The sequence below is a fragment of the Pelagibacterium flavum genome (genome assembly GCF_025854335.1).
GTDB classification, from domain to species: domain Bacteria; phylum Pseudomonadota; class Alphaproteobacteria; order Rhizobiales; family Devosiaceae; genus Pelagibacterium; species Pelagibacterium flavum.
The window spans coordinates 1,208,312-1,225,892 of sequence record NZ_CP107716.1; the positions used below are offsets into that span (position 1 = coordinate 1,208,312).

Here is a 17,581-nt window from a genome sequence, read left to right on the forward strand (position 1 = left end):
ACAACGACGGCAATCAGCCGGCCCGTCTGATCTCCTTGATGGATTTGTCGAGGCTGGCGCGGACCAATGAGGTTACAAGTCGCGGGTAGTCAGGCTTGCCGATGTGTTTTGCCAGGCCATGTGCCGTATGCGGCAATCCAAGTTCCCGGGCGGCATCGAGACTCTTTTTGTCGGCAAAGGGATAGAGTTCGTCCCAGGCGGTCTGCACTTCGCGGAAGAAGATATCGACCCCAACGTCGCCAAGCCCCTTGAATGTTTTGAGCGCCGTTCGCATCCGGGCCGGATCCTGCCCGGCCTCCTCGCGCAAATTGCGCAGATCGCCATCATAGGTTTCGATAAGGTGTTCGGCGGTTTCACCGAGCATGCGCGACGTGCTCTCGTCATATCTGGCGTAACCGTTCTTGTTGAGCACGTCGACCCGCTCTTCCCACGTGGCATCCCTGAGCTTTTCCGGCGTCGTCCAGCCCGCATTGGACAGAGCGGCGGCAGCTTCGACGGCCTGGGCCGCGCCGATACGGGCGCTGAACAGGATCGAGGCGCAAAGCCAGCGGAACAGGGGCGAGGGCGTATTGTCGGCTATGGGGATGTGCAACTCGTCGCAATAGGTCTGCCCGTATTTGTCGAGCAGCGCATTGATTACGTCCTTGTGCGCAGATGCCATTTCACTCACTCCAGATCGGCGATCAGGGCCTTCATCTCATCAATCTCGCTGCGCTGGGCTTCGATGATGCGGTTGGCAAGATCGAGCACGCGGGGATCGGAAAGATTGGCGTTTTCGCTGGTGAGGATGGCGATCGAATGATGCGGGATCATCGCACGCATCCAGGAGACTTCATCGACGGTGGCTTGCGAACGCACCAGATAGAGCGAACCTGCAAAGACCAATATGGCAACGGCGTAAATGGAAATGTTGAGCGACGTGTTCTTGTACATGCCCAGCATGAAGCTGAGCATGACGATAGCCATGGTGGCGCCCATCAGCAGGGCCATGTAGGCGCGGGTTTCACTGAAAAAGATATGATCGAGGGCGTAGGTATTGAGATACATCAGCCCAAACATCACCAGCGTCGAGGTGACGATCATGGCAAAGAAGCGACCGTAGCCTTTCATGTCCGATCCTCCTGGGGTTGATTGGGTGCAACGGCAGCGACCTGCTATCGTTCCAACCGCCCTTGTTGCCGTGAGATTTTTTTGGCGCGCACTGTCGATCGTGCGGTTTACCGGACGACATCTGGGTGCACGATGATGTGCCTTCAAAGTCGAAAGGACCAATTTTATGCGTTACATGCTCATACTTCACGCTGACGAGGTTGCCGGCGCGGCCATTCCGCCCGAGCAGATGAAGGCCGCCATGGACCAGATGGGGGCCTATGCCCAGGCGCTTGAAAAAGCCGGGGCGTTCATCGCCACCGAAGCCCTCGATTTTGCCTCCAAGGGGTCGCTTGTTTCGGTTCGCGATGGAGACACGCAGGTCCAGGATGGCCCGTTTGTGGAATCCCGTGAACAGTTCGGCGGCTATTTCATCATCGAAGCGGCCAATGAGGATGAGGCGCGCCAATGGGCGGCGCGTTGTCCGGCGGCAGTCTGGGGCACCATAGAGGTCCGGCGCATCCGCGACCGGAGCGAATATTGAGGCCGACGAACCCGGCACTGCAGGCGGCAGAGCGCGTGGCTCGCGAAAGCTACGGGCGGCTGCTTGCCCTGCTCGCCGCGCGCACTAGGGACATCCCCGGTGCCGAGGATGCGCTGGGTGAAGCGCTGGCGGCGGCATTGCAGCAATGGCCGGAACGGGGTGTTCCGGCCAATCCCGAGGCCTGGCTGGTGGCGGTGGCTCGCCGCAGGCAGGTCGATGCGGTGCGCCGCCGGGTCGTCGCCGAGGCTGGAGAGGAACATCTGGCAATGATTGCGAGTGAACTCGAGAATGGCTCGGGTGGCGCGGGGACGGCCTTTCCGGATCGGCGGCTGGCCCTGATGCTGGCCTGCACCGATGGAGGGATCGAGCCGGCGATGCGCACGCCCTTGATGCTTCAGGTTCTGTTGGGGCTTACGGCCGGAGAGATCGGGGCGGCGTATCTGATGCCCCCGGCGACCATGGCGCAGCGCCTAGTGAGAGCCAAGGCGCGGATCAGGGAGCTGGGCCTTAAGTTCGAAGAGCCCGAGCCCGACAGCCTTGCCGACCGCCTGCCGGCGCTGCTCGATGCAATCTATGCGGCGTTTACCAGCGATTGGGTCGGGCGCGACAGCCGAAAGCGGGCGGAGGAGGCGATCTGGCTGGCGCAATGCGTCGTGGCTCGGGTCCCGTCCGATCCCGAGGCCAGGGGGCTCTTGGCATTGCTTTTGTATCTGAGCGCGCGAATGAATGCGCAGCGCGACCCCGAGGGCCGATATGTTCCGCTCGCCGAACAGGATGTCTCGCGTTGGGACCATCGTGCGATCGATCCGGCGGAGGCTCTGCTGCATGCAGCCAATCAGGACGGGCCGAGTGGGCGCTACCAGATCGAAGCCGCTATCCAGTCGGTCCATTGCGCACGGCGCAGCAGCGGAAAAACCGACTGGGCGACGATCGGCTCGCTCTATGATCTGCTGTTTGCCTTGCTTCCCTCTCCCGTCGTCCAACTCAACAGGGCGCTGGCCCGCAGTCAGACCGAAGGAGCGGCGGAGGTGCTCGCCGAGATCGTCCAACTGGGGCAGGACCGGCGCATGGTGCCTTATCAGCCCTATTGGGCCGGACTCGCACGGCTGGCTGCCGATGCGGGTGACCGGGAAACGGCGCTTGAAGCCTATGGCATTGCCATGGGGCTTACGGCAGATCCGGCGGTGCGCGCTTACCTCGCGGCGCGCCGCCAGCTTCTGTTCGATGGGTAAGGCAAATGTGCCGCGGGCCGGTTTTCAGGTGTTGAACTTGAAGAGCATCACGTCGCCATCCTTGACGACATATTCCTTGCCTTCGTCACGTGCCTTGCCCGCTTCCTTGGCGGCCACTTCGCCACCCAGCGCGACGAAATCGTCATAGGCGATGGTCTGGGCGCGGATGAAGCCGCGTTCGAAATCGGTGTGGATGACGCCTGCGGCCTGCGGTGCCTTGGTGCCGACGGGAATGGTCCAGGCGCGGGCTTCCTTGGGGCCGACGGTGAAATAGGTCTGAAGGTGCAGGAGCTTGTAGCCCTCGCGGATCAGCTTGTTAAGGCCGGGTTCTTCCAGTCCGAGCGAGGAGAGGTAATCGGCGCGGTCGGCTGCATCGAGCCCGGCCAGTTCGGCTTCGATCTCGGCGCAGATGATCACCGTGCGAGCCTCGTGCCCCCTGGCGTAGTCCTCGACCTTTTTGGTGTGCTCATTGCCGGTCGCGGCGGCGGATTCGTCGACATTGCAGACATAGAGCACCGGCTTTGCGGTGAGGAGCTGGAGTTCCCTGAACGCCTTTTCCTCGTCAGGGGCGCGCTCGGTATGGCGGGCGGGCTTGCCCTCTTCGAGCAGCGCCTTGGCGCGGTTGACCAGTTCAAGGGTGAGCTTTGCGTCCTTGTCGTTGGCGCGGATTTTCTTTTCGAGCCCACCGATGCGCTTTTCGAGGCTTTCGAGATCGGCCAGCATCAGTTCGGTTTCGACCACTTCGGCGTCGGCGATAGGGTCGACCTTGCCCGCCACATGCACGATGTCGTCATTTTCAAAGCAGCGCAGCACATAGGCGATGGCGTCGCATTCGCGGATGTTGGCGAGAAACTGGTTGCCCAGTCCTTCGCCCTTGGACGCGCCCTTGACCAGGCCGGCAATGTCGACGAACGAGAGCCGGGTGGGGATGACTTCCTTGGACTTTCCAATCTCGGCCAGTTTGTCGAGCCGCTCATCAGGCACAGACACCTCGCCGACATTGGGCTCGATGGTGCAAAATGGAAAATTCGCGGCCTGCGCCGCAGCAGTCTGGGTGAGGGCGTTGAAAAGCGTCGATTTGCCGACATTGGGCAGACCGACGATGCCGCATTTGAAACCCATGATGGAACCTCGGAGATGGCGCGAAACGCGCTCGAAAAATCGTTGGGCCTTAACTCGTGCAGGAGCGGGGAGAAGTCAAGAGAAGCTGGTCGTGCCTAAGCGTCCGACGGCGATATCGCCTCGGGCTATGATCGCCATTCGAGCCTAGCTCTCATGGCCTTCTCACCTCCAATCGTGCCACCGGCACGATTGGCCGAAGGACGGATCGAAGAACGGCATGGGGCGATGAACGCTCCGCATGTTTAGTTAGTATATGAAGCGATCATCGCCCCACGCGCCCGGGGTTTTTGGCTTAGTCGCCCTTCAGAAGGCTAGGGTCAATCCCTTCCGGGTTTCCCCGGTACGACGGCGTTAGCAAAATCGCGCCAGCCTCGAAACCGAGATCAGGCGGCCGGTTCACGCCGTCCGGCGCTTGTGACGTTTGGGCCTTCCCTGCGGCGACCCGCAAGGAACCCGGACCAAACCCGCCCAAACGTTCGTTGCGCTTGCGTCCATATGCGCGGGTTCGTGAGAGGGAGTATGGGGGAGGTTGAATGGGCGGGGATAAGTTTCTTTGCGGCTGGGGCGTGTGGCGACGCATCATGATGGATTCCGGGAATAAATCCCGGAATGACAATGGGGAGTGGGATGTTCTCCATCATCTCACACTCCCCCGCGTCATCCTCGGGCTTGACCCGGGGATCTACAGCGCTGCCATTGAGCACCGCAGAAGTGATACGTGTGGCCTCTCCCCGTTCCCAAACCTCTTCACCGGCTGCCCAATGCAGCGGATCCCCGGGTCAAGCCCGAGGATGACGACGGGGGGGCGGGCGATGGTGATTGGATCGAGAGCGGGTCGAGCCTGAGGATGATGATGGGGTGGGGTGAGTGGTGAGGATGGAGCCGGAGAGGGGTAAGACCGAGGGCGACGATGGCAAGGCCGGGGCTACCCGTCCCTGACTGTCCCGGACCCGATCCGGACACGCAAGCCTTGCCGATACTCTTGGCGGCTGCAATTGGCTCAATAAGGCCGCTCACCGGCCCGACGGACTCCATCGCCCCTCTGGCGGGAGGGTTAAGGGAAGTCGCATGAGCGCCAGTGAAACTCCAGCCGCGGCCTTAGTCCTTTTTCCCGAACAGCTTTTTGAGCATATCGGCCATGGGGCCGGATTCGGGGACTTTGCTCTGAAGGGCGGATTGGCGCGCTTGCCGGACGTGGCTTTGGGCCCTTGGTGCCGGCTTTTCGGTCGCCGGTGCGGCCTTGGGCGCCGAAGGGAGGGCAAGCGCAAGCTTGTTCATCAGCCCTGCCGCGTCACCCTTGGCGATCAACCCCGCGTTTTTGGCGAGCGAGTCGAGCAGGGGTTCGAGCCACTCGTTATCGGCCTTGTGGAAGTTGGAGAGCACATGGGAATGCACACGGTCCTTGTGACCCGGATGGCCGATGCCCAGACGGACCCGGACAAAGTCCTTGCCCAGATGGCTTTCGATGGACCGCAATCCGTTGTGGCCGCCATTGCCGCCGCCGGTTTTGACGCGGACCTTGCCGGGGGCAAGATCGAGTTCGTCATGGATAACCGAGATGTCGGAGGGCGCGAGCTTATAGAACTGGGCAGTCTGGGCGACGGAGTCGCCCGAGCGGTTCATGAAGGTCTGGGGCTTGATCAGCATGATTTTTTCGCCATCGATCACGCCTTCGGAGATGAGGGCGGAGAATTTCTGGCGGAAAGGCGGGAAATTGTGCTGGCGGGCGATCTCGTCGACGGCCAGAAATCCGATATTGTGCCGGTGAGCGGCATATTCGGCGCCGGGATTGCCGAGCCCTACAATCAGGTGCATCGCATCTCTCCGGGAACAGTAGGGCCGGCGAGGAGCGCCGGCCCGAAAGACTTACTCTTCGTCTTTTTCTTCTTCGCCTTCATCGGCGCCCGCGTCTTCAGCGCCTTCAGACGAGCGCAGGGCAGACGGTGCCGCGATGGTGGCGATGGTGAAGTCGCGATCGGTAATGGTCGGGACAACGCCCTTGGGCAGATCCACGGCCGAGATGTGCAGCGAGTCGCCGACTTCGGACTTGGACAGGTCGACCACGAGATATTCGGGGATCGAATCGGCCGGGACGGTCACTTCCACGGTGTGACGCACGACGTTGAGCACGCCGCCCTTCTTGAGGCCGGGGGACTTTTCCTGGTTCTCGAAATGGACCGGAACTTCGACCGTGAGGGTCGAATTCTTGCCCACGCGCAGGAAGTCCACATGCACGAGGAAGTCGCGCACGGGCTCAAGCTGGTAATCCTTGGGGATCACGCGGTGCTTGTCGCCGTCCACATCGATCTCGATGACGTGCGAAAGGAATCCGCCGTCATGAATCTTGCGGAACGTGTCCTTGTAGGAAATCGCGATGGAAAGAGGGGCTTTCTTATCGCCGTAAATAACGGCAGGAACCAGACCTTGACGACGCAGTTCACGAGCGGCCCCCTTGCCCACCCGGTCCCGCACCGAAGCCTTCAGCTCGACGCTCATGGAAATCATCCATTGGTTGGGTGCGTTTCTCAACCAGAAAAAGAAACGCGCGCCCGTCCTCCAGGGGTGACGAGCGCTTCATGGAGCGGGTCTATACAGGAGGCGGAAAAATTGGGCAAGAGGCTGGTTGGCGCTAGTCTTCGTCTTCAGCCAGAGCCTCGAGCCCGCGCCGGCTCATTTCCTCGAACGCAGCGGCGCGCAGGGTCAGGGCGCGTTCAGTCAGCGGCCCATCAGGATCGTGATGGACGCGGAAAAGGCGGCTGGTCCCGAACCGCTTGTGCATGTGCACGAGCATGGCGTCGGGCCATCCCGGAATTTCATCGAGGAGGGCCAGCAGCTCTGTCTCGGCGCTTGAGCGCGGGGCCACCAGAGGGTGGCGGGGAGGGGTCTTTTTCACTGATACTTCCACATACGCAGCGTACGCGGTCATGGCTGGCTCGCCCCACCGGATCTTCCGCAAAAAGGGAAAATGCCGGAGCCAGTCCAAAGTTCCGCGCGCTGGTAGCGCTTGTGGCTGAGTCGTCGCCATCGGTCAAAACTCCCTCGCTTCCATTTGAGCAATGGCAGCGTGAGAGATTCGCCGACCGGGCGACAGCCGGGGCGAGTCCGGGTATGAGCGTTAAGCGCTTATTAACCTTCGCCAGGAGCGGCGATCAGTCGAAAAGGCTCGAAACCGACTGCTCGGACGCGGTGCGCGCTATGGCTTCGCCGATCAGTGTGGCGATGGAGATGTGGCGGATCTTGTCGACCTTGGCGACAGCCTCGGTCATCTCGATGGAATCGGTGGTAACCAGTTCCTTGAGCCGCGACTTGGCGATGCGGGCCGGCGCGTCGCCCGAGAGGACGCCATGGGTGATATAGGCCGAGACTTCCCTGGCCCCGGCATTGAGCAGGGCCTCGGCCGCGTTGACCAGCGTGCCGCCGGAATCGACGATATCGTCGATCAGGATGCAGGACTGGTCTTCGACGTCGCCGATGATGTTCATCACTTCGGACACGCCGGCGCGGGGGCGGCGTTTATCGACGATGGCCAGTTGCGCGCCGATGCGGTTGGCCACGTTGCGGGCCCGCAGAACGCCGCCGACGTCCGGGGAAACGATCATCACCTTTGATGTGTCGTAATTTTCGGCGATATCGCGGGTGAGGACCGGGGCGGCATAAAGATTATCGGTTGGGATATCGAAAAAACCCTGGATTTGCGGTGCATGCAGATCCAGGGTCAGAATGCGGTTCGCACCGGCATGGGTTATGAGATTGGCCACGAGTTTGGCCGAGATCGGCGTGCGCGGAGCCGATTTGCGATCCTGACGCGCATAGCCGTAATAGGGCAGGACGGCCGTGATGCGGCGGGCGGACGACCGGCGCATGGCGTCGATCAGGATCAGCAGTTCCATGAGGTTGTCATTGGCCGGAAAGGACGTGGACTGGAGGATGAACACATCCTCGCCGCGCACGTTCTCGTGGATCTCCACGAAAATTTCCTTGTCGGCGAACTTCTTGACCGACGCGTCGGTCAGCGGAATTTCGAGATAGTCGGAAACGGCCTTGGCCACGGTGAGGTTTGAGTTGCCCGTCACCAGCTTCATGGTCAGCCTCTATGTGTGCCCTGATCGCCAGAGGCCGCCAATGCCCCGAGCTTGTGGGGCGGACGTTTAGACCCCGGACGGCGCAAACTCAATATGACTTTTGAATGAAGGTGAAGCGCGGTTAACGGTGTTGCCCGTCTGCACAGGCGATTATCCCCTGGCGATGAGCGCGATCTGGCGACCGGCACGGGTGTTGTTGTGGGTTGAATGACGATGGGAGAAATAGAGATCGGGATTGGCGTAAGTGCAGCCTCCGACCGATTCGACCGTGCCGATGCCCAGCGATTTTGCCTGCGCCAGCACAAGGCCGGGCACGTCGAAATGAGGCTTGGGCCAGCCGTCGGTGATGATGAAATCGGCTGCGTCGGGAAATCGGGTGCGAATCTCTTTGGCCATCTCCTCGCCGATCTCGTAATTTTCAACCGAGATGGCCGGGCCGATGGCCGCGATGATGTTGGCACGGGAAGCGCCCAGTTGTTCCATGGCGGCGACGGTATCGGCCAGAATGCCGCCGACGGCACCCTTCCAGCCCGCATGGGCCGCGCCGATTATCCCCGCCTTGGGATCTGCAAGTAGAATGGGTGCGCAATCGGCGGTCAGAATGCCCAGCGCGATGCCGGATCTGTTGGTGACCATGGCGTCCGCTTCGGGGCGGTGCTGAAGATCGAAGGCCTTGTCGACGATATGTACATGCGTGCCGTGAACCTGCGTCGCGAGTGCGACTTCGATGGGGCCGCCCTTGAGGGCCATGACAGCGCGGTGGACGTTATCGACCACATTTGCCGCGTCGTCACCAACCGAACGCGAGGCGTTGAGGGAGGCGAATTCGCCCTCCGATACCCCGCCGCGTCGCCCGAAAAACCCGTGGCGGATAGCGGCGGCGGCGGTGATTGCGGGGCTCTTTTCGACTGGAGGATGCATTGTGAGGTTGGCTTTCTTTATGCGGGAAATCCCGCCGGACGCAGCCCTGGGCTTGCTGCGCACAGGACCTTGAACAACTCACCCATCTGATCGGCCCCTGTGAGCCGGTCGAAGGCCGATGCGAGAGAAGCGGCCTTTTCCGGGTTTGCTGCGGCGAGCGCCGAATGGCGTTCGGCCAGTCCCAATGATGTAAGAAAACGCCCCTGGGTCACAATGGGGTGGACCGTCAACCCAGCCATGCGTCCAGCGCGGCCCAGCGCTTCGAAATCCACATGTGTCGTGAGGTCTGCGGCACCGGGTTGAGCCAAGGGATCGACCGGGGCGTGACGGGACAGTGCCTGTAGCGTTTCGCCGGGCTGAGTGTGTTCATAGCCATAATCGATGGCGAGCAACGCCCCGCCTCGGGGGGCGAGGAGACGGCACAGCTGGCCCATGAACTGTTGGGCAGCCAAGCCGATTTCGGCGACTTCGCCATCTCTGGCCGAGGCGAATGCCTCGCCGATCAGTGCTTCCTCATAAGGCGTCGGCGAAAGGCCGAGAACGCGCTGGCCATCAGCAAGCCCGACGCTGCGTTCGTACCATTTGCCTTCCCGCCGGACGAATTGCCGAACCGGCAGGGCGTCGAAAAATTCGTTGGCAATTATGACGAGCGGAGAACTGCCGAGGGCTTCGACGTCCTCGATCCAGTCGGGCGAATAGGCCGCCAGCTTTTCGCGCTGCATGGCGGCGAGAACAGGGTTGGTCTCATAGAGCTTGAGGTCGAGCGCCCGGGCAAGGCCAGTCGCGCGGGTGGCGACACGCAGGGCATCGGAGAGCAGGGTGCCGCGGCCGGGGCCCAGTTCAAGGAGGGTGAACTTGTCCGGCAGGCCCATCTGCAGGAAGAGATCGGCGATCCAGGCGCCGATCATTTCACCGAACGTCTGGCTGATTTCCGGAGCGGTGATGAAATCGCCACCGGCGCCGAGTGGGTCGGCTTTGCGGTAGTAGCCGCGCGTGGGGTGGGTCAGGCACAGGCCCATATAGGTCGCCAGCGACATCGGCCCCTGCTGGCGAATCTGCATGTCGATCAGATCACCAAGAGAAAGGCCCGGCTTAGGCATGACGACGCGTCCGGGCCCAAACGATCAGGGCGATGCCGGCAACAAGGATGGGCAGCGAGAGAACCATGCCCATGGTCAGCCAGCCGAAGGCGAGATAGCCGATGTGGCTGTCGGGCAGGCGGAAGAATTCGACGAAAATGCGTGAAAGCGCATAGCCAATGCCGAAGATCCCGGCGGCGATGCCGGGGCGGCGCAGCACCAGTTTGACGTGCGTGAAATAGCGGATGACGAGGAACAGAAGGACACCTTCAAGCAAGCCCTCATAGAGCTGGCTGGGGTGGCGCGGGAGATCGCCGGCGCCGGGAAAGATCACGCCCCATGGCATTGTGGTGACCGAGCCGTAGAGTTCGGCGTTGATAAAATTGGCGACGCGCCCGAGAAACAGACCGATGGTGGCGCAGCAGGCGAGCAGGTCCAGGCCGGACAGGATGTTGGCCTTCTTGCGGCTAAGATACACGATTATGGCAACCATCAGGCCCAGCATCCCGCCGTGGAAACTCATGCCGCCGTCCCAAAGGGCGATGATCTGGCCCGGATTTGCTGCAAAGACCAGTGGATCGTAAAACACGACATAGCCCAACCGGCCACCGATGATGATGCCGATGACGATCCAGAAGGTGAAATCGAAGAGCTCGTCCGGGGTCATTGGCGGTGTGCCGTTGACCCAGAGCGATTTGCGCTTGAGGAGCAGCATGCCGTAACCTACCCCGAGAAATATGCCCGCCAGATAGGCCAGGGCGTACCAGCGGATGACGATGGGGCCGATGGCAAAGGCGACCGGATCGATCATGGGGAAGGGCACGTTGGGCCTCGAAGCTGATTGCAATTTTGCGGGACCATGCCGCCCGGACTGGCTCTGGTCAAGCGGGCCTGGAGCCCCTACATAGTTGGCAGTGGGCCGGACGGCCAAACAAGAGGAAGTGAGCGATGTCGCAAGGACAAAAGTTTTTCGACGATCTGGGACGGCTGATGAACGATGCCGCATCGGTTGCCGATGGCGCGCGCCGTGAGGCGGAGACTGCGATCAGGGGGCAGATGGAGCGGGTCGTCAATGATCTCAACCTCGTAAAGCGTGAAGATTATGACGCGCTGCGCGAATTGGTGAGCATCCAGGGCGAGGAAATCGAAGCCCTGCGCCGCGAACTCGAAGCATTCAAGCGTCGCAAGAAGACCACCTGAGCGCGATGATGCGGGTCGCGGTCATTTCGGATGTCCATGCCAATGTGCTGGCCCTCGAAGCGGTGCTTGCCGATATTGCCCGGCATGATGTGGAAAAGATCCTCAATCTCGGCGATCATTTCGCCGGACCGCTGTGGCCCAACAAGACTGCTTCGGTGATGGCCGGACTCGATATGGTGGCGATCCGGGGCAACACCGATCGCTATCTGGCAGAGGGTGACGCCGACCTGCTCGACGCCGAAGATCTGAAGATCATCGACGCTATCGAGGGCGAGCCGATGGATTGGCTCAGGCAGCTCCCCGAGACGGCCGTTTATGCCGATGCAATCTTTATGAGCCATGGGACACCGCGTTCGGATGAGACCTACTGGCTGGACCGCAAGGTCAAAAAGCAGGGCTTTCGCCGGTCCACGGTCGAAGAAATCGAGGCCGAGCTACCCCATGCCGACTACCCGCTCTATTGTTGTGGCCATACCCACATCGCGCGTGTGGTTACGCTGTCCGACGGGCGGATCGTGTTTAATCCCGGCAGCGTGGGGCGGCCGTCGTTCAATATGAACGATCCTGAATCCGCGGCGCGGCTTTCGCCAGCGGCTGCTTATGCCATTGTCGAGATGTCGGCGGGGAAATGGCACGTCAACCTGCGGCAGGTGGCTTATGACAACATGGCGGCGTCAGCCATGGCGCGAGCCTGGGGTAATGAAACCTGGGCCCGCGATCTCGCCGAAGGCCGCACACGCTGATGCGGTTTGTGACAGTGGTGTAAAACCCTGTGGTTTGAAGGGTTTGTTAAGAACCCGTTAACCATATCGCTCCGATCATCCACAAGAGAATTTCGGTTTTGGGCTCGCGTTTCTGGGTCCGTGCCGGGAGTGCGGTGTACAGTCGAGATCAATGACGATTCGTACATCCTGTCCCCGGCCAAGCCGGTTCGGTTGTGCCGCGTAAGGCGTCCGGCATCCTGTCGGCCGCTGCATCTTCGAACCAACGCATAAGCGTGCGGAGCCAGCCATGTCACTCCTCGAATTGGAACTGGATCGGACCATTCACCCGGTTGATATTATCGAGCACATCGCCGCAATTAGCGACTGGTCGTTCGAGCGCCAGGACGCTGACGAAATCTCCATTTCGGTCAAAGGCGGCTGGAGCGACTATCATGTGTCGTTCAACTGGATGGAGGAGATGGAATCGCTCCACCTGGCCTGCGCGTTCGATTTGAAGGTGCCCGAGGCGCGCCGCGGCGAAATCAAGCAATTGATCTCACTCATCAACGAGCAGCTCTGGATCGGTCATTTCGATATCTGGAGCAAGGAAGGCGTGGTTCTGTTCCGCAACTCGCACCTGCTTTCGGGCGGCGCGGAAGTCTCGCCGCAACAGTGCGAGGCGCTGCTGCGCTCGGCAACCGAGAGTTGCGATCTTTACTACCAGGCGTTCCAGTTCGTTGTTTGGGCAGGCAAATCGGCCGCCGATGCTCTGGCAGAAGTGATGTTTGAAACCGTGGGGCAGGCATGAGTCTTTCGGACGCCGGCTCCGTGGTGCTGATCGGGGCCGGCAAGATGGGTATGGCCATGGCGTCGGGCTGGGTGCGGGGCGGACTGCCCGGTCCAGCCCTCACGCTCGTCGATCCACAGCCTCATGAAAGCGTTTCTGCGTTTGCCAGCCAGCACGGCGCTGTTGTGCGAACCGACCTGCCCAGCGAAACGCCGCGTGTCGTGGTTCTCGCGGTCAAGCCGCAGATCATGGATGGCGTACTGGGCATGACCAAACAATTGATCGGTGCCAAGACGCTTGTGGTCTCGATCGCTGCTGGGATTTCGTCGGACAAGATTGTCGCCGGTCTTGGTACCGACCGCGTCGTACGCACGATGCCCAATACACCAGCGCAGATCGGCAAGGGTATCTCGGGAGCTTATGCCGGAGACGCGGTCACGGCAGAAGACCGAGAATTGACCGAAGCGTTGCTGGCTGCAGCAGGTGGTGTGGTCTGGGTCGAAAAGGAAAGTCTGATCGACGCAGTTACTGCGGTTTCCGGTTCGGGGCCAGCCTATGTATTCCATCTCGTCGAAGCAATGGCAGCGGCTGGTGAAGCGGAAGGATTGAGCCCTGAGCAGGCCATGGTCCTGGCGCGCCAGACGGTGGTTGGTGCGGCGGCCCTAATGGAAGCGGATGACAGCGAAGCTGCGCAATTGCGCAAGAACGTGACTTCGCCCAATGGCACGACGCAGGCTGCGCTCGATGTGCTGATGGCGCCTGACGGGCTTGGTGCGCTGATGAAACGGGCAATCAGCGCAGCCCGCAAGCGAAGTGAAGAATTGGGGCAATGAGCGACACCATCACTTTTGACGATTTTCTCAAGGTTGACATCCGCACCGGGACGGTGGTCGAGACGCGGCCTTTTCCCGAGGCGCGCAAGCCTGCGATCATTCTGCTTATCGATTTCGGCCCGGAATTGGGGATCAAGAAATCCTCGGCCCAGATTACTGTTCACTACACGCCCGAGGAATTGGTGGGGCGGCAGGTGATGGCGGTGGTCAATTTCCCTCCGCGTCAGATCGGGCCACTGAAATCGGAAGTGCTCACGCTTGGATTTGAGGATGATGACGGCGCGATTGTCCTTGCCGCTATCGACAAGCCAGTCCCCAATGGCCGCAAGCTGATGTGAAGGGTTCGCTTGTCTTGGCGCGCAGCTTTACCATATAGGTGTTGCTCCTCAGACCGGAAGTAGCACGTGACCAAACCGGACCTTATCCCCGAACGCGAACCCCGTCTGCTTGGATCGAAGCGCTCGGCGCTCGTGCCGCCCATGGCGGTGGCCCGCTGGCTGATCATCCTGATCTTGCTGGCGTGTGTTTATTTCTTTCACGGCTTTCTCGTTCCCGTTCTTGCAGCATTGATTATCGGCTTTGCGAGTTGGCCGGTGTATCGGCGCGTGCTGGGTACGGTGGGTGGCAACCGCACGCTGGCGGCGAGCCTGATGATCGCCGTGATCGTGCTGTTTATCCTGATCCCCATTCTGATGGCGTTGACCTATGCCACCAATGAGGCGCGGCAGCTGATCGGTTGGGTTCTGGCCACAAATGCCAATGGCGCGGCTGCGCCGACCTGGTTTGCGACGCTGCCCATGGTGGGAGAATGGGCGACCGAGCAGTGGGATCTCTATGTGGGGCGGCCAGGCGCGCTGGGCCAGTATGTCGCCTATATCGGGGGCGCCAATGTCTATAATATCTACCAGACGATCCTGGCGGCGGGTGGAAGTTTTCTCGACCTGGCACTGAACCTTTTGTTCATGCTGATCGCTCTGCTGTTCGTTTATCGCGACGGGGCCAATCTGGCGGGGCAACTCGACCGTTTTGGCGAGCGCATCCTGCCAACCCGCTGGCAAAGACTGTCGCGGGTGGTGCCGGCTACGATCAGCTCGACAGTGACCGGCATGACCATCATCGCCATTGGCGAGGGCATTGTTCTGGGCATTGCCTATGCGCTTGCCGGAGCACCGTCTCCTGTGCTGCTTGGGGTCATCACCGGCGTGGCGGCCATGATCCCGGGCGGGGCGCCGCTTTCGTTCACGATGGTTTCGATTTATCTGGTGGCCAGCGGGTCGATCATTCCTGGTATCGCGCTGTTTGTGTGGGGTTCGGTGGAGCTGTTCATCGTCGACAAGACGCTGCGGCCCAAGCTGGTCGGCGGGCCGATCAAGCTGCCGTTCCTGCCGACGTTTTTTGGATTGATCGGCGGGGTCAAGACGATGGGGTTTGTGGGGCTGTTCATCGGCCCCGTCCTGATGGCGCTGTTCGTCTCGATGTGGCGCGAATGGGTCCACGATCTCGACCAGTCCGATGATGAAGGCGGCGCGGGTCTTGCAGTGCCCCCCGAGGTCGAGGACTTACGCGATGCCCGCATAGATGAGCCCCAGAAGGAGCAGGCCTAGCACCAGCCGATAGATCACGAAGGGCGTGTAAGACTGGCGCTGCAGCCAGTTCATCAACAATGCGATGCTGGCCAGTGCAGCAAAAAAGGCAAGGACGCCACCAAACAGCGCGTCCGAGGTCACCTGGGCATTGCCGGCCTCATAGAGATCGTAACCAGCAAGCAAGCCGGCCCCCAGGATCGTGGAGATCGAAAGAAGCATGGCGAGGCGCGCCGAAAGAGGCCGATCCATGCCCACGAAACGTCCGGCCGTCATGCAGATGCCAGAGCGCGAGACGCCGGGAATTATGGCGATGCACTGAGCCAATCCCACAATCATGGCGTCACGCAGCGAAAGGGTCTCGAGCGTGCCGCTTTGTTCGGGGCGACGATCGGCCAACCAGAGCAGTACGCCGAAGATGATGGTGGTCCAGGCGATGATCGTTATGTTGCGGCCCGCATCTGTCACCAGATCCTTGGCGAGGAAGGCGACGAGCACGATGGGGAGTGAGGCGGCTATCACGACAAGAAGGGTGCGAAAGCGCGGGCCCATTCTGCCGGTAAGACCATCGATGAGCCCCATGAACAGCATGCCGACGTCACGCCGGAAATAGACGATTACGGCACCGAGTGAGCCGACGTGGAGCGCTATATCGAGTGCCAGTTCCTCGGCGGGAGTCATGGTCGAAGAGGCGATGCCCAGAAGGCCGAGCAGCCAGCGACCCAGAATAAGATGGGCCGAGGAACTGATGGGCAAAAATTCGGTAATGCCCTGAATCAGGGCAAGAAAGACCGTGCTGACGATATCCAATTGATGGCGTCCTATGACATCGGTTCGATAAGGCGCAGGGTGCGCAGCAATTGCTGGTCGCCCCGCTCGGTCATTTCAGCAAAGAAGTGGCGAACGCATTCTCGCGTGTCCTCGGGCAGCGCTGCAAAGGCCGCCTCGATACGGCGGGCCTGGGTGGCGCTCAAAACCTCGAAAAAGTCGCGGCCCTTCTCGGTGGGAAACAGCAGGCGCTGGCGGCGGTCGGTCTCGCCGTGCCGTTGGGCGACGTATCCGCTGTCAATCAGCTGGCGCAGGACGCGCGCCAGGCTTTGCTTGGTGATGCGCAGGATATCGAGCAGATCGGCCACCGTCATGCCCGGACGCAGGTTTACAAAGTAGATAACGCGGTGATGCGCGCGGCCAAATCCCTGCATCTCAAGGAGCGCATCGGCATCGCGAACGAAGTCCCGATAGGCAAAGAAGAACAGTCCCATGATATCGATCGGCATCTCGGGAAAATCGTAGATGGCTGAATTTATGTCAGCCTTATTGACATTTATCGAATGCGCTGGCATCGTCCTACCAATATCTTTGCCGTCTAGTGACTTATCACAGAGCCGCTTTGGTTTGCCAAGTGGTGAGAGAATACTGCATTATAGGGCACAGATCGTGGCCGAATGGCCCAAAGGAAACAAACGCATAATCGGGAGATTAAAATGGCCACCGTGCCAATGGATCAGCGAGACGGTTGGATCTGGTACAATGGAGAGATGGTGCCCTGGAAGGATGCCAAGCTCCATGTGCTGACTCACGGTCTGCACTATGCCAGCAGCGTCTTTGAGGGGCAGCGCGCTTACGGCGGAGAGGTGTTCAAGCTGCGCGAGCATACCGAGCGGCTGATCTTTTCGGGCAAGACGCTCGATTTCACAATTCCATATTCGGCCGAGGAGATCGACGAGGCCTGCCGTCAGGTGCTGGCCAAGAACGACCTTGTCGATGCCTATATGCGCCCCGTCGCCTGGCGCGGATCGGAAACGCTTTCGGTTCCGGCCCGCGACAACAAGGTGCATCTGGCAATCGCCGCCTGGGTGTGGCCGAGCTATTTTTCCACCGAAGAACGACTCAAGGGTATCCGTCTTTGCTGGGCCGACTGGAAACGGCCCTCTCCGGAGACGATTCCGTGCAAGGCAAAGGCTGCGGGTCTTTACATGATCTGCACGCTGTCTAAACACGCAGCGATGGACAAGGGCTATGCCGACGCGCTGATGCTCGACTATCGCGGCTATGTGGCCGAAGCGACCGGGGCGAACGTATTCTTCGTCAAAGGCAAGGAAATCACCACCCCGCTGCCGGACTGTTTCCTCGATGGCATCACGCGCCGCACGCTGATCGGGCTGGCCAAGGCCAATGGCTATACCGTGACCGAGCGCCACATCAAGCCGGAAGAACTGGCAGAATTCGACGAGTGCTTCCTGACGGGGACCGCCGCCGAAGTGACCCCGGTTTCAGAAGTGGGCGAATACAAGTTCACGCCTGCCGATGCATGCCGGACGCTGGTGGAGGCCTATATGAGCGAAGTGCAGCCCAAGCAGGCGGCTGCGGAATAAAAAAGCTGCACTATCGCAGAGATTTGAGAG

The 17,581-nt window shown here is 60.8% G+C and carries 21 protein-coding genes; 9 read left to right on the top strand and 12 right to left on the bottom strand.

The features are described from left to right. Positions 1-13: 13 nt before the first annotated feature. Both OF122_RS05960 and OF122_RS05965 read right to left on the bottom strand, forming a co-directional pair. The gene (locus tag OF122_RS05960; protein WP_264226894.1) at positions 14-661 is read right to left on the bottom strand and encodes a hypothetical protein; all 648 of its coding nucleotides are present in this window, start codon (positions 659-661) and stop codon (positions 14-16) included. Positions 662-666: 5 nt separating this feature from the next. Then, entirely contained in the window at positions 667-1,110 is a 444-nt protein-coding gene (locus OF122_RS05965; RefSeq protein WP_264226895.1) for a DUF305 domain-containing protein, read from the bottom strand. Between the two features lie 166 nt (positions 1,111-1,276). Here OF122_RS05965 and OF122_RS05970 point away from each other — a divergent pair, with 166 nt between their 5' ends. Beyond that, the gene (locus tag OF122_RS05970; RefSeq protein ID WP_264226896.1) at positions 1,277-1,633 is read left to right on the top strand and encodes a YciI family protein; all 357 of its coding nucleotides are present in this window, start codon (positions 1,277-1,279) and stop codon (positions 1,631-1,633) included. Then, entirely contained in the window at positions 1,630-2,865 is a 1,236-nt protein-coding gene (locus tag OF122_RS05975) for an RNA polymerase sigma factor (RefSeq protein ID WP_264226897.1), read from the top strand. The genes OF122_RS05970 and OF122_RS05975 overlap by 4 nt, the downstream gene beginning before the upstream one ends. A 24-nt stretch (positions 2,866-2,889) precedes the next feature. On the opposite strand, the gene ychF is transcribed toward OF122_RS05975, so the two are convergent. The 8 genes from ychF to lgt all read right to left on the bottom strand — a co-directional run bounded on the left by ychF (position 2,890) and on the right by lgt (position 10,880). After that, positions 2,890-3,987, bottom strand: a complete 1,098-nt coding sequence (ychF, locus tag OF122_RS05980) for a redox-regulated ATPase YchF (protein WP_264226898.1) — start codon at positions 3,985-3,987, stop codon at positions 2,890-2,892. A gap of 1,098 nt (positions 3,988-5,085) precedes the next feature. Further along, complete coding sequence (gene pth / locus OF122_RS05985) at positions 5,086-5,802, bottom strand: aminoacyl-tRNA hydrolase (protein ID WP_264226899.1); 717 nt, start codon at positions 5,800-5,802, stop codon at positions 5,086-5,088. A 51-nt stretch (positions 5,803-5,853) separates the two neighbouring features. Next, entirely contained in the window at positions 5,854-6,492 is a 639-nt protein-coding gene (locus OF122_RS05990) for a 50S ribosomal protein L25/general stress protein Ctc (RefSeq protein WP_264226900.1), read from the bottom strand. 124 nt (positions 6,493-6,616) lie between these two features. Then, entirely contained in the window at positions 6,617-6,880 is a 264-nt protein-coding gene (locus OF122_RS05995) for a hypothetical protein (protein WP_264226901.1), read from the bottom strand. 256 nt (positions 6,881-7,136) lie between these two features. Continuing rightward, the gene (locus tag OF122_RS06000) at positions 7,137-8,069 is read right to left on the bottom strand and encodes a ribose-phosphate pyrophosphokinase (RefSeq protein WP_264226902.1); all 933 of its coding nucleotides are present in this window, start codon (positions 8,067-8,069) and stop codon (positions 7,137-7,139) included. A gap of 150 nt (positions 8,070-8,219) precedes the next feature. Then, positions 8,220-8,990: a peptidoglycan editing factor PgeF gene (gene pgeF / locus OF122_RS06005; protein ID WP_264226903.1), complete on the bottom strand. Its 771-nt coding sequence runs from the start codon at positions 8,988-8,990 to the stop codon at positions 8,220-8,222. Positions 8,991-9,007: 17 nt separating this feature from the next. After that, positions 9,008-10,090: a class I SAM-dependent methyltransferase gene (locus OF122_RS06010; RefSeq protein WP_264226904.1), complete on the bottom strand. Its 1,083-nt coding sequence runs from the start codon at positions 10,088-10,090 to the stop codon at positions 9,008-9,010. After that, complete coding sequence (gene lgt, locus OF122_RS06015) at positions 10,083-10,880, bottom strand: prolipoprotein diacylglyceryl transferase (RefSeq protein WP_264227620.1); 798 nt, start codon at positions 10,878-10,880, stop codon at positions 10,083-10,085. The genes OF122_RS06010 and lgt overlap by 8 nt, the downstream gene beginning before the upstream one ends. Positions 10,881-11,017: 137 nt before the next feature. On the opposite strand from lgt, the gene OF122_RS06020 reads away from it, so the two are divergent. From OF122_RS06020 to OF122_RS06045, 6 genes are all read left to right on the top strand, one after another. After that, positions 11,018-11,269: an accessory factor UbiK family protein gene (locus OF122_RS06020; RefSeq protein WP_014131331.1), complete on the top strand. Its 252-nt coding sequence runs from the start codon at positions 11,018-11,020 to the stop codon at positions 11,267-11,269. A gap of 8 nt (positions 11,270-11,277) precedes the next feature. After that, entirely contained in the window at positions 11,278-12,012 is a 735-nt protein-coding gene (locus OF122_RS06025; RefSeq protein WP_264226905.1) for a metallophosphoesterase family protein, read from the top strand. Positions 12,013-12,280: 268 nt separating this feature from the next. After that, the gene (locus OF122_RS06030; RefSeq protein ID WP_014131329.1) at positions 12,281-12,781 is read left to right on the top strand and encodes a type III secretion system chaperone family protein; all 501 of its coding nucleotides are present in this window, start codon (positions 12,281-12,283) and stop codon (positions 12,779-12,781) included. After that, a complete protein-coding gene (gene proC / locus OF122_RS06035) occupies positions 12,778-13,593 on the top strand; it encodes a pyrroline-5-carboxylate reductase (protein WP_264226906.1) in 816 nt (271 codons plus the stop codon). The genes OF122_RS06030 and proC overlap by 4 nt, the downstream gene beginning before the upstream one ends. Continuing rightward, positions 13,590-13,931, top strand: coding sequence for a tRNA-binding protein (locus tag OF122_RS06040; RefSeq protein ID WP_264226907.1), 342 nt, complete (start codon positions 13,590-13,592; stop codon positions 13,929-13,931). The genes proC and OF122_RS06040 overlap by 4 nt, the downstream gene beginning before the upstream one ends. A gap of 141 nt (positions 13,932-14,072) precedes the next feature. Beyond that, the gene (locus OF122_RS06045) at positions 14,073-15,197 is read left to right on the top strand and encodes an AI-2E family transporter (RefSeq protein ID WP_264227621.1); all 1,125 of its coding nucleotides are present in this window, start codon (positions 14,073-14,075) and stop codon (positions 15,195-15,197) included. Here OF122_RS06045 and OF122_RS06050 read toward each other — a convergent pair. Both OF122_RS06050 and OF122_RS06055 read right to left on the bottom strand, forming a co-directional pair. Continuing rightward, positions 15,153-15,986, bottom strand: a complete 834-nt coding sequence (locus tag OF122_RS06050; RefSeq protein ID WP_264226908.1) for an undecaprenyl-diphosphate phosphatase — start codon at positions 15,984-15,986, stop codon at positions 15,153-15,155. The two genes, OF122_RS06045 and OF122_RS06050, sit on opposite strands and share 45 nt — an antisense overlap. Positions 15,987-15,997: 11 nt before the next feature. Beyond that, positions 15,998-16,453, bottom strand: coding sequence for a MarR family winged helix-turn-helix transcriptional regulator (locus OF122_RS06055; protein WP_264227622.1), 456 nt, complete (start codon positions 16,451-16,453; stop codon positions 15,998-16,000). A gap of 207 nt (positions 16,454-16,660) precedes the next feature. Between OF122_RS06055 and OF122_RS06060 the strand changes: the two genes are divergently transcribed. Beyond that, a complete protein-coding gene (locus OF122_RS06060) occupies positions 16,661-17,551 on the top strand; it encodes a branched-chain amino acid aminotransferase (protein WP_264226909.1) in 891 nt (296 codons plus the stop codon). Positions 17,552-17,581 lie beyond the last annotated feature (30 nt).

What these genes read in the sequence shown, in the direction of transcription:
- OF122_RS05960 (WP_264226894.1), bottom strand. Translation starts at nt 661, where the DNA reads ATGGCATCTGCGCACAAGGACGTAATCAATGCGCTGCTCGACAAATAC.
- OF122_RS06055 (WP_264227622.1), bottom strand. Translation starts at nt 16,453, where the DNA reads ATGCCGATCGATATCATGGGACTGTTCTTCTTTGCCTATCGGGACTTC.
- proC (WP_264226906.1), top strand. Translation starts at nt 12,778, where the DNA reads ATGAGTCTTTCGGACGCCGGCTCCGTGGTGCTGATCGGGGCCGGCAAG.
- OF122_RS05990 (WP_264226900.1), bottom strand. Translation starts at nt 6,492, where the DNA reads ATGATTTCCATGAGCGTCGAGCTGAAGGCTTCGGTGCGGGACCGGGTG.
- OF122_RS06030 (WP_014131329.1), top strand. Translation starts at nt 12,281, where the DNA reads ATGTCACTCCTCGAATTGGAACTGGATCGGACCATTCACCCGGTTGAT.
- OF122_RS05965 (WP_264226895.1), bottom strand. Translation starts at nt 1,110, where the DNA reads ATGAAAGGCTACGGTCGCTTCTTTGCCATGATCGTCACCTCGACGCTG.
- OF122_RS06020 (WP_014131331.1), top strand. Translation starts at nt 11,018, where the DNA reads ATGTCGCAAGGACAAAAGTTTTTCGACGATCTGGGACGGCTGATGAAC.
- pth (WP_264226899.1), bottom strand. Translation starts at nt 5,802, where the DNA reads ATGCACCTGATTGTAGGGCTCGGCAATCCCGGCGCCGAATATGCCGCT.
- OF122_RS06000 (WP_264226902.1), bottom strand. Translation starts at nt 8,069, where the DNA reads ATGAAGCTGGTGACGGGCAACTCAAACCTCACCGTGGCCAAGGCCGTT.
- OF122_RS06045 (WP_264227621.1), top strand. Translation starts at nt 14,073, where the DNA reads ATGGCGGTGGCCCGCTGGCTGATCATCCTGATCTTGCTGGCGTGTGTT.
- lgt (WP_264227620.1), bottom strand. Translation starts at nt 10,880, where the DNA reads ATGATCGATCCGGTCGCCTTTGCCATCGGCCCCATCGTCATCCGCTGG.
- pgeF (WP_264226903.1), bottom strand. Translation starts at nt 8,990, where the DNA reads ATGCATCCTCCAGTCGAAAAGAGCCCCGCAATCACCGCCGCCGCCGCT.
- OF122_RS05970 (WP_264226896.1), top strand. Translation starts at nt 1,277, where the DNA reads ATGCGTTACATGCTCATACTTCACGCTGACGAGGTTGCCGGCGCGGCC.
- OF122_RS06010 (WP_264226904.1), bottom strand. Translation starts at nt 10,090, where the DNA reads ATGCCTAAGCCGGGCCTTTCTCTTGGTGATCTGATCGACATGCAGATT.
- OF122_RS06025 (WP_264226905.1), top strand. Translation starts at nt 11,278, where the DNA reads ATGCGGGTCGCGGTCATTTCGGATGTCCATGCCAATGTGCTGGCCCTC.
- ychF (WP_264226898.1), bottom strand. Translation starts at nt 3,987, where the DNA reads ATGGGTTTCAAATGCGGCATCGTCGGTCTGCCCAATGTCGGCAAATCG.
- OF122_RS06040 (WP_264226907.1), top strand. Translation starts at nt 13,590, where the DNA reads ATGAGCGACACCATCACTTTTGACGATTTTCTCAAGGTTGACATCCGC.
- OF122_RS06060 (WP_264226909.1), top strand. Translation starts at nt 16,661, where the DNA reads ATGGCCACCGTGCCAATGGATCAGCGAGACGGTTGGATCTGGTACAAT.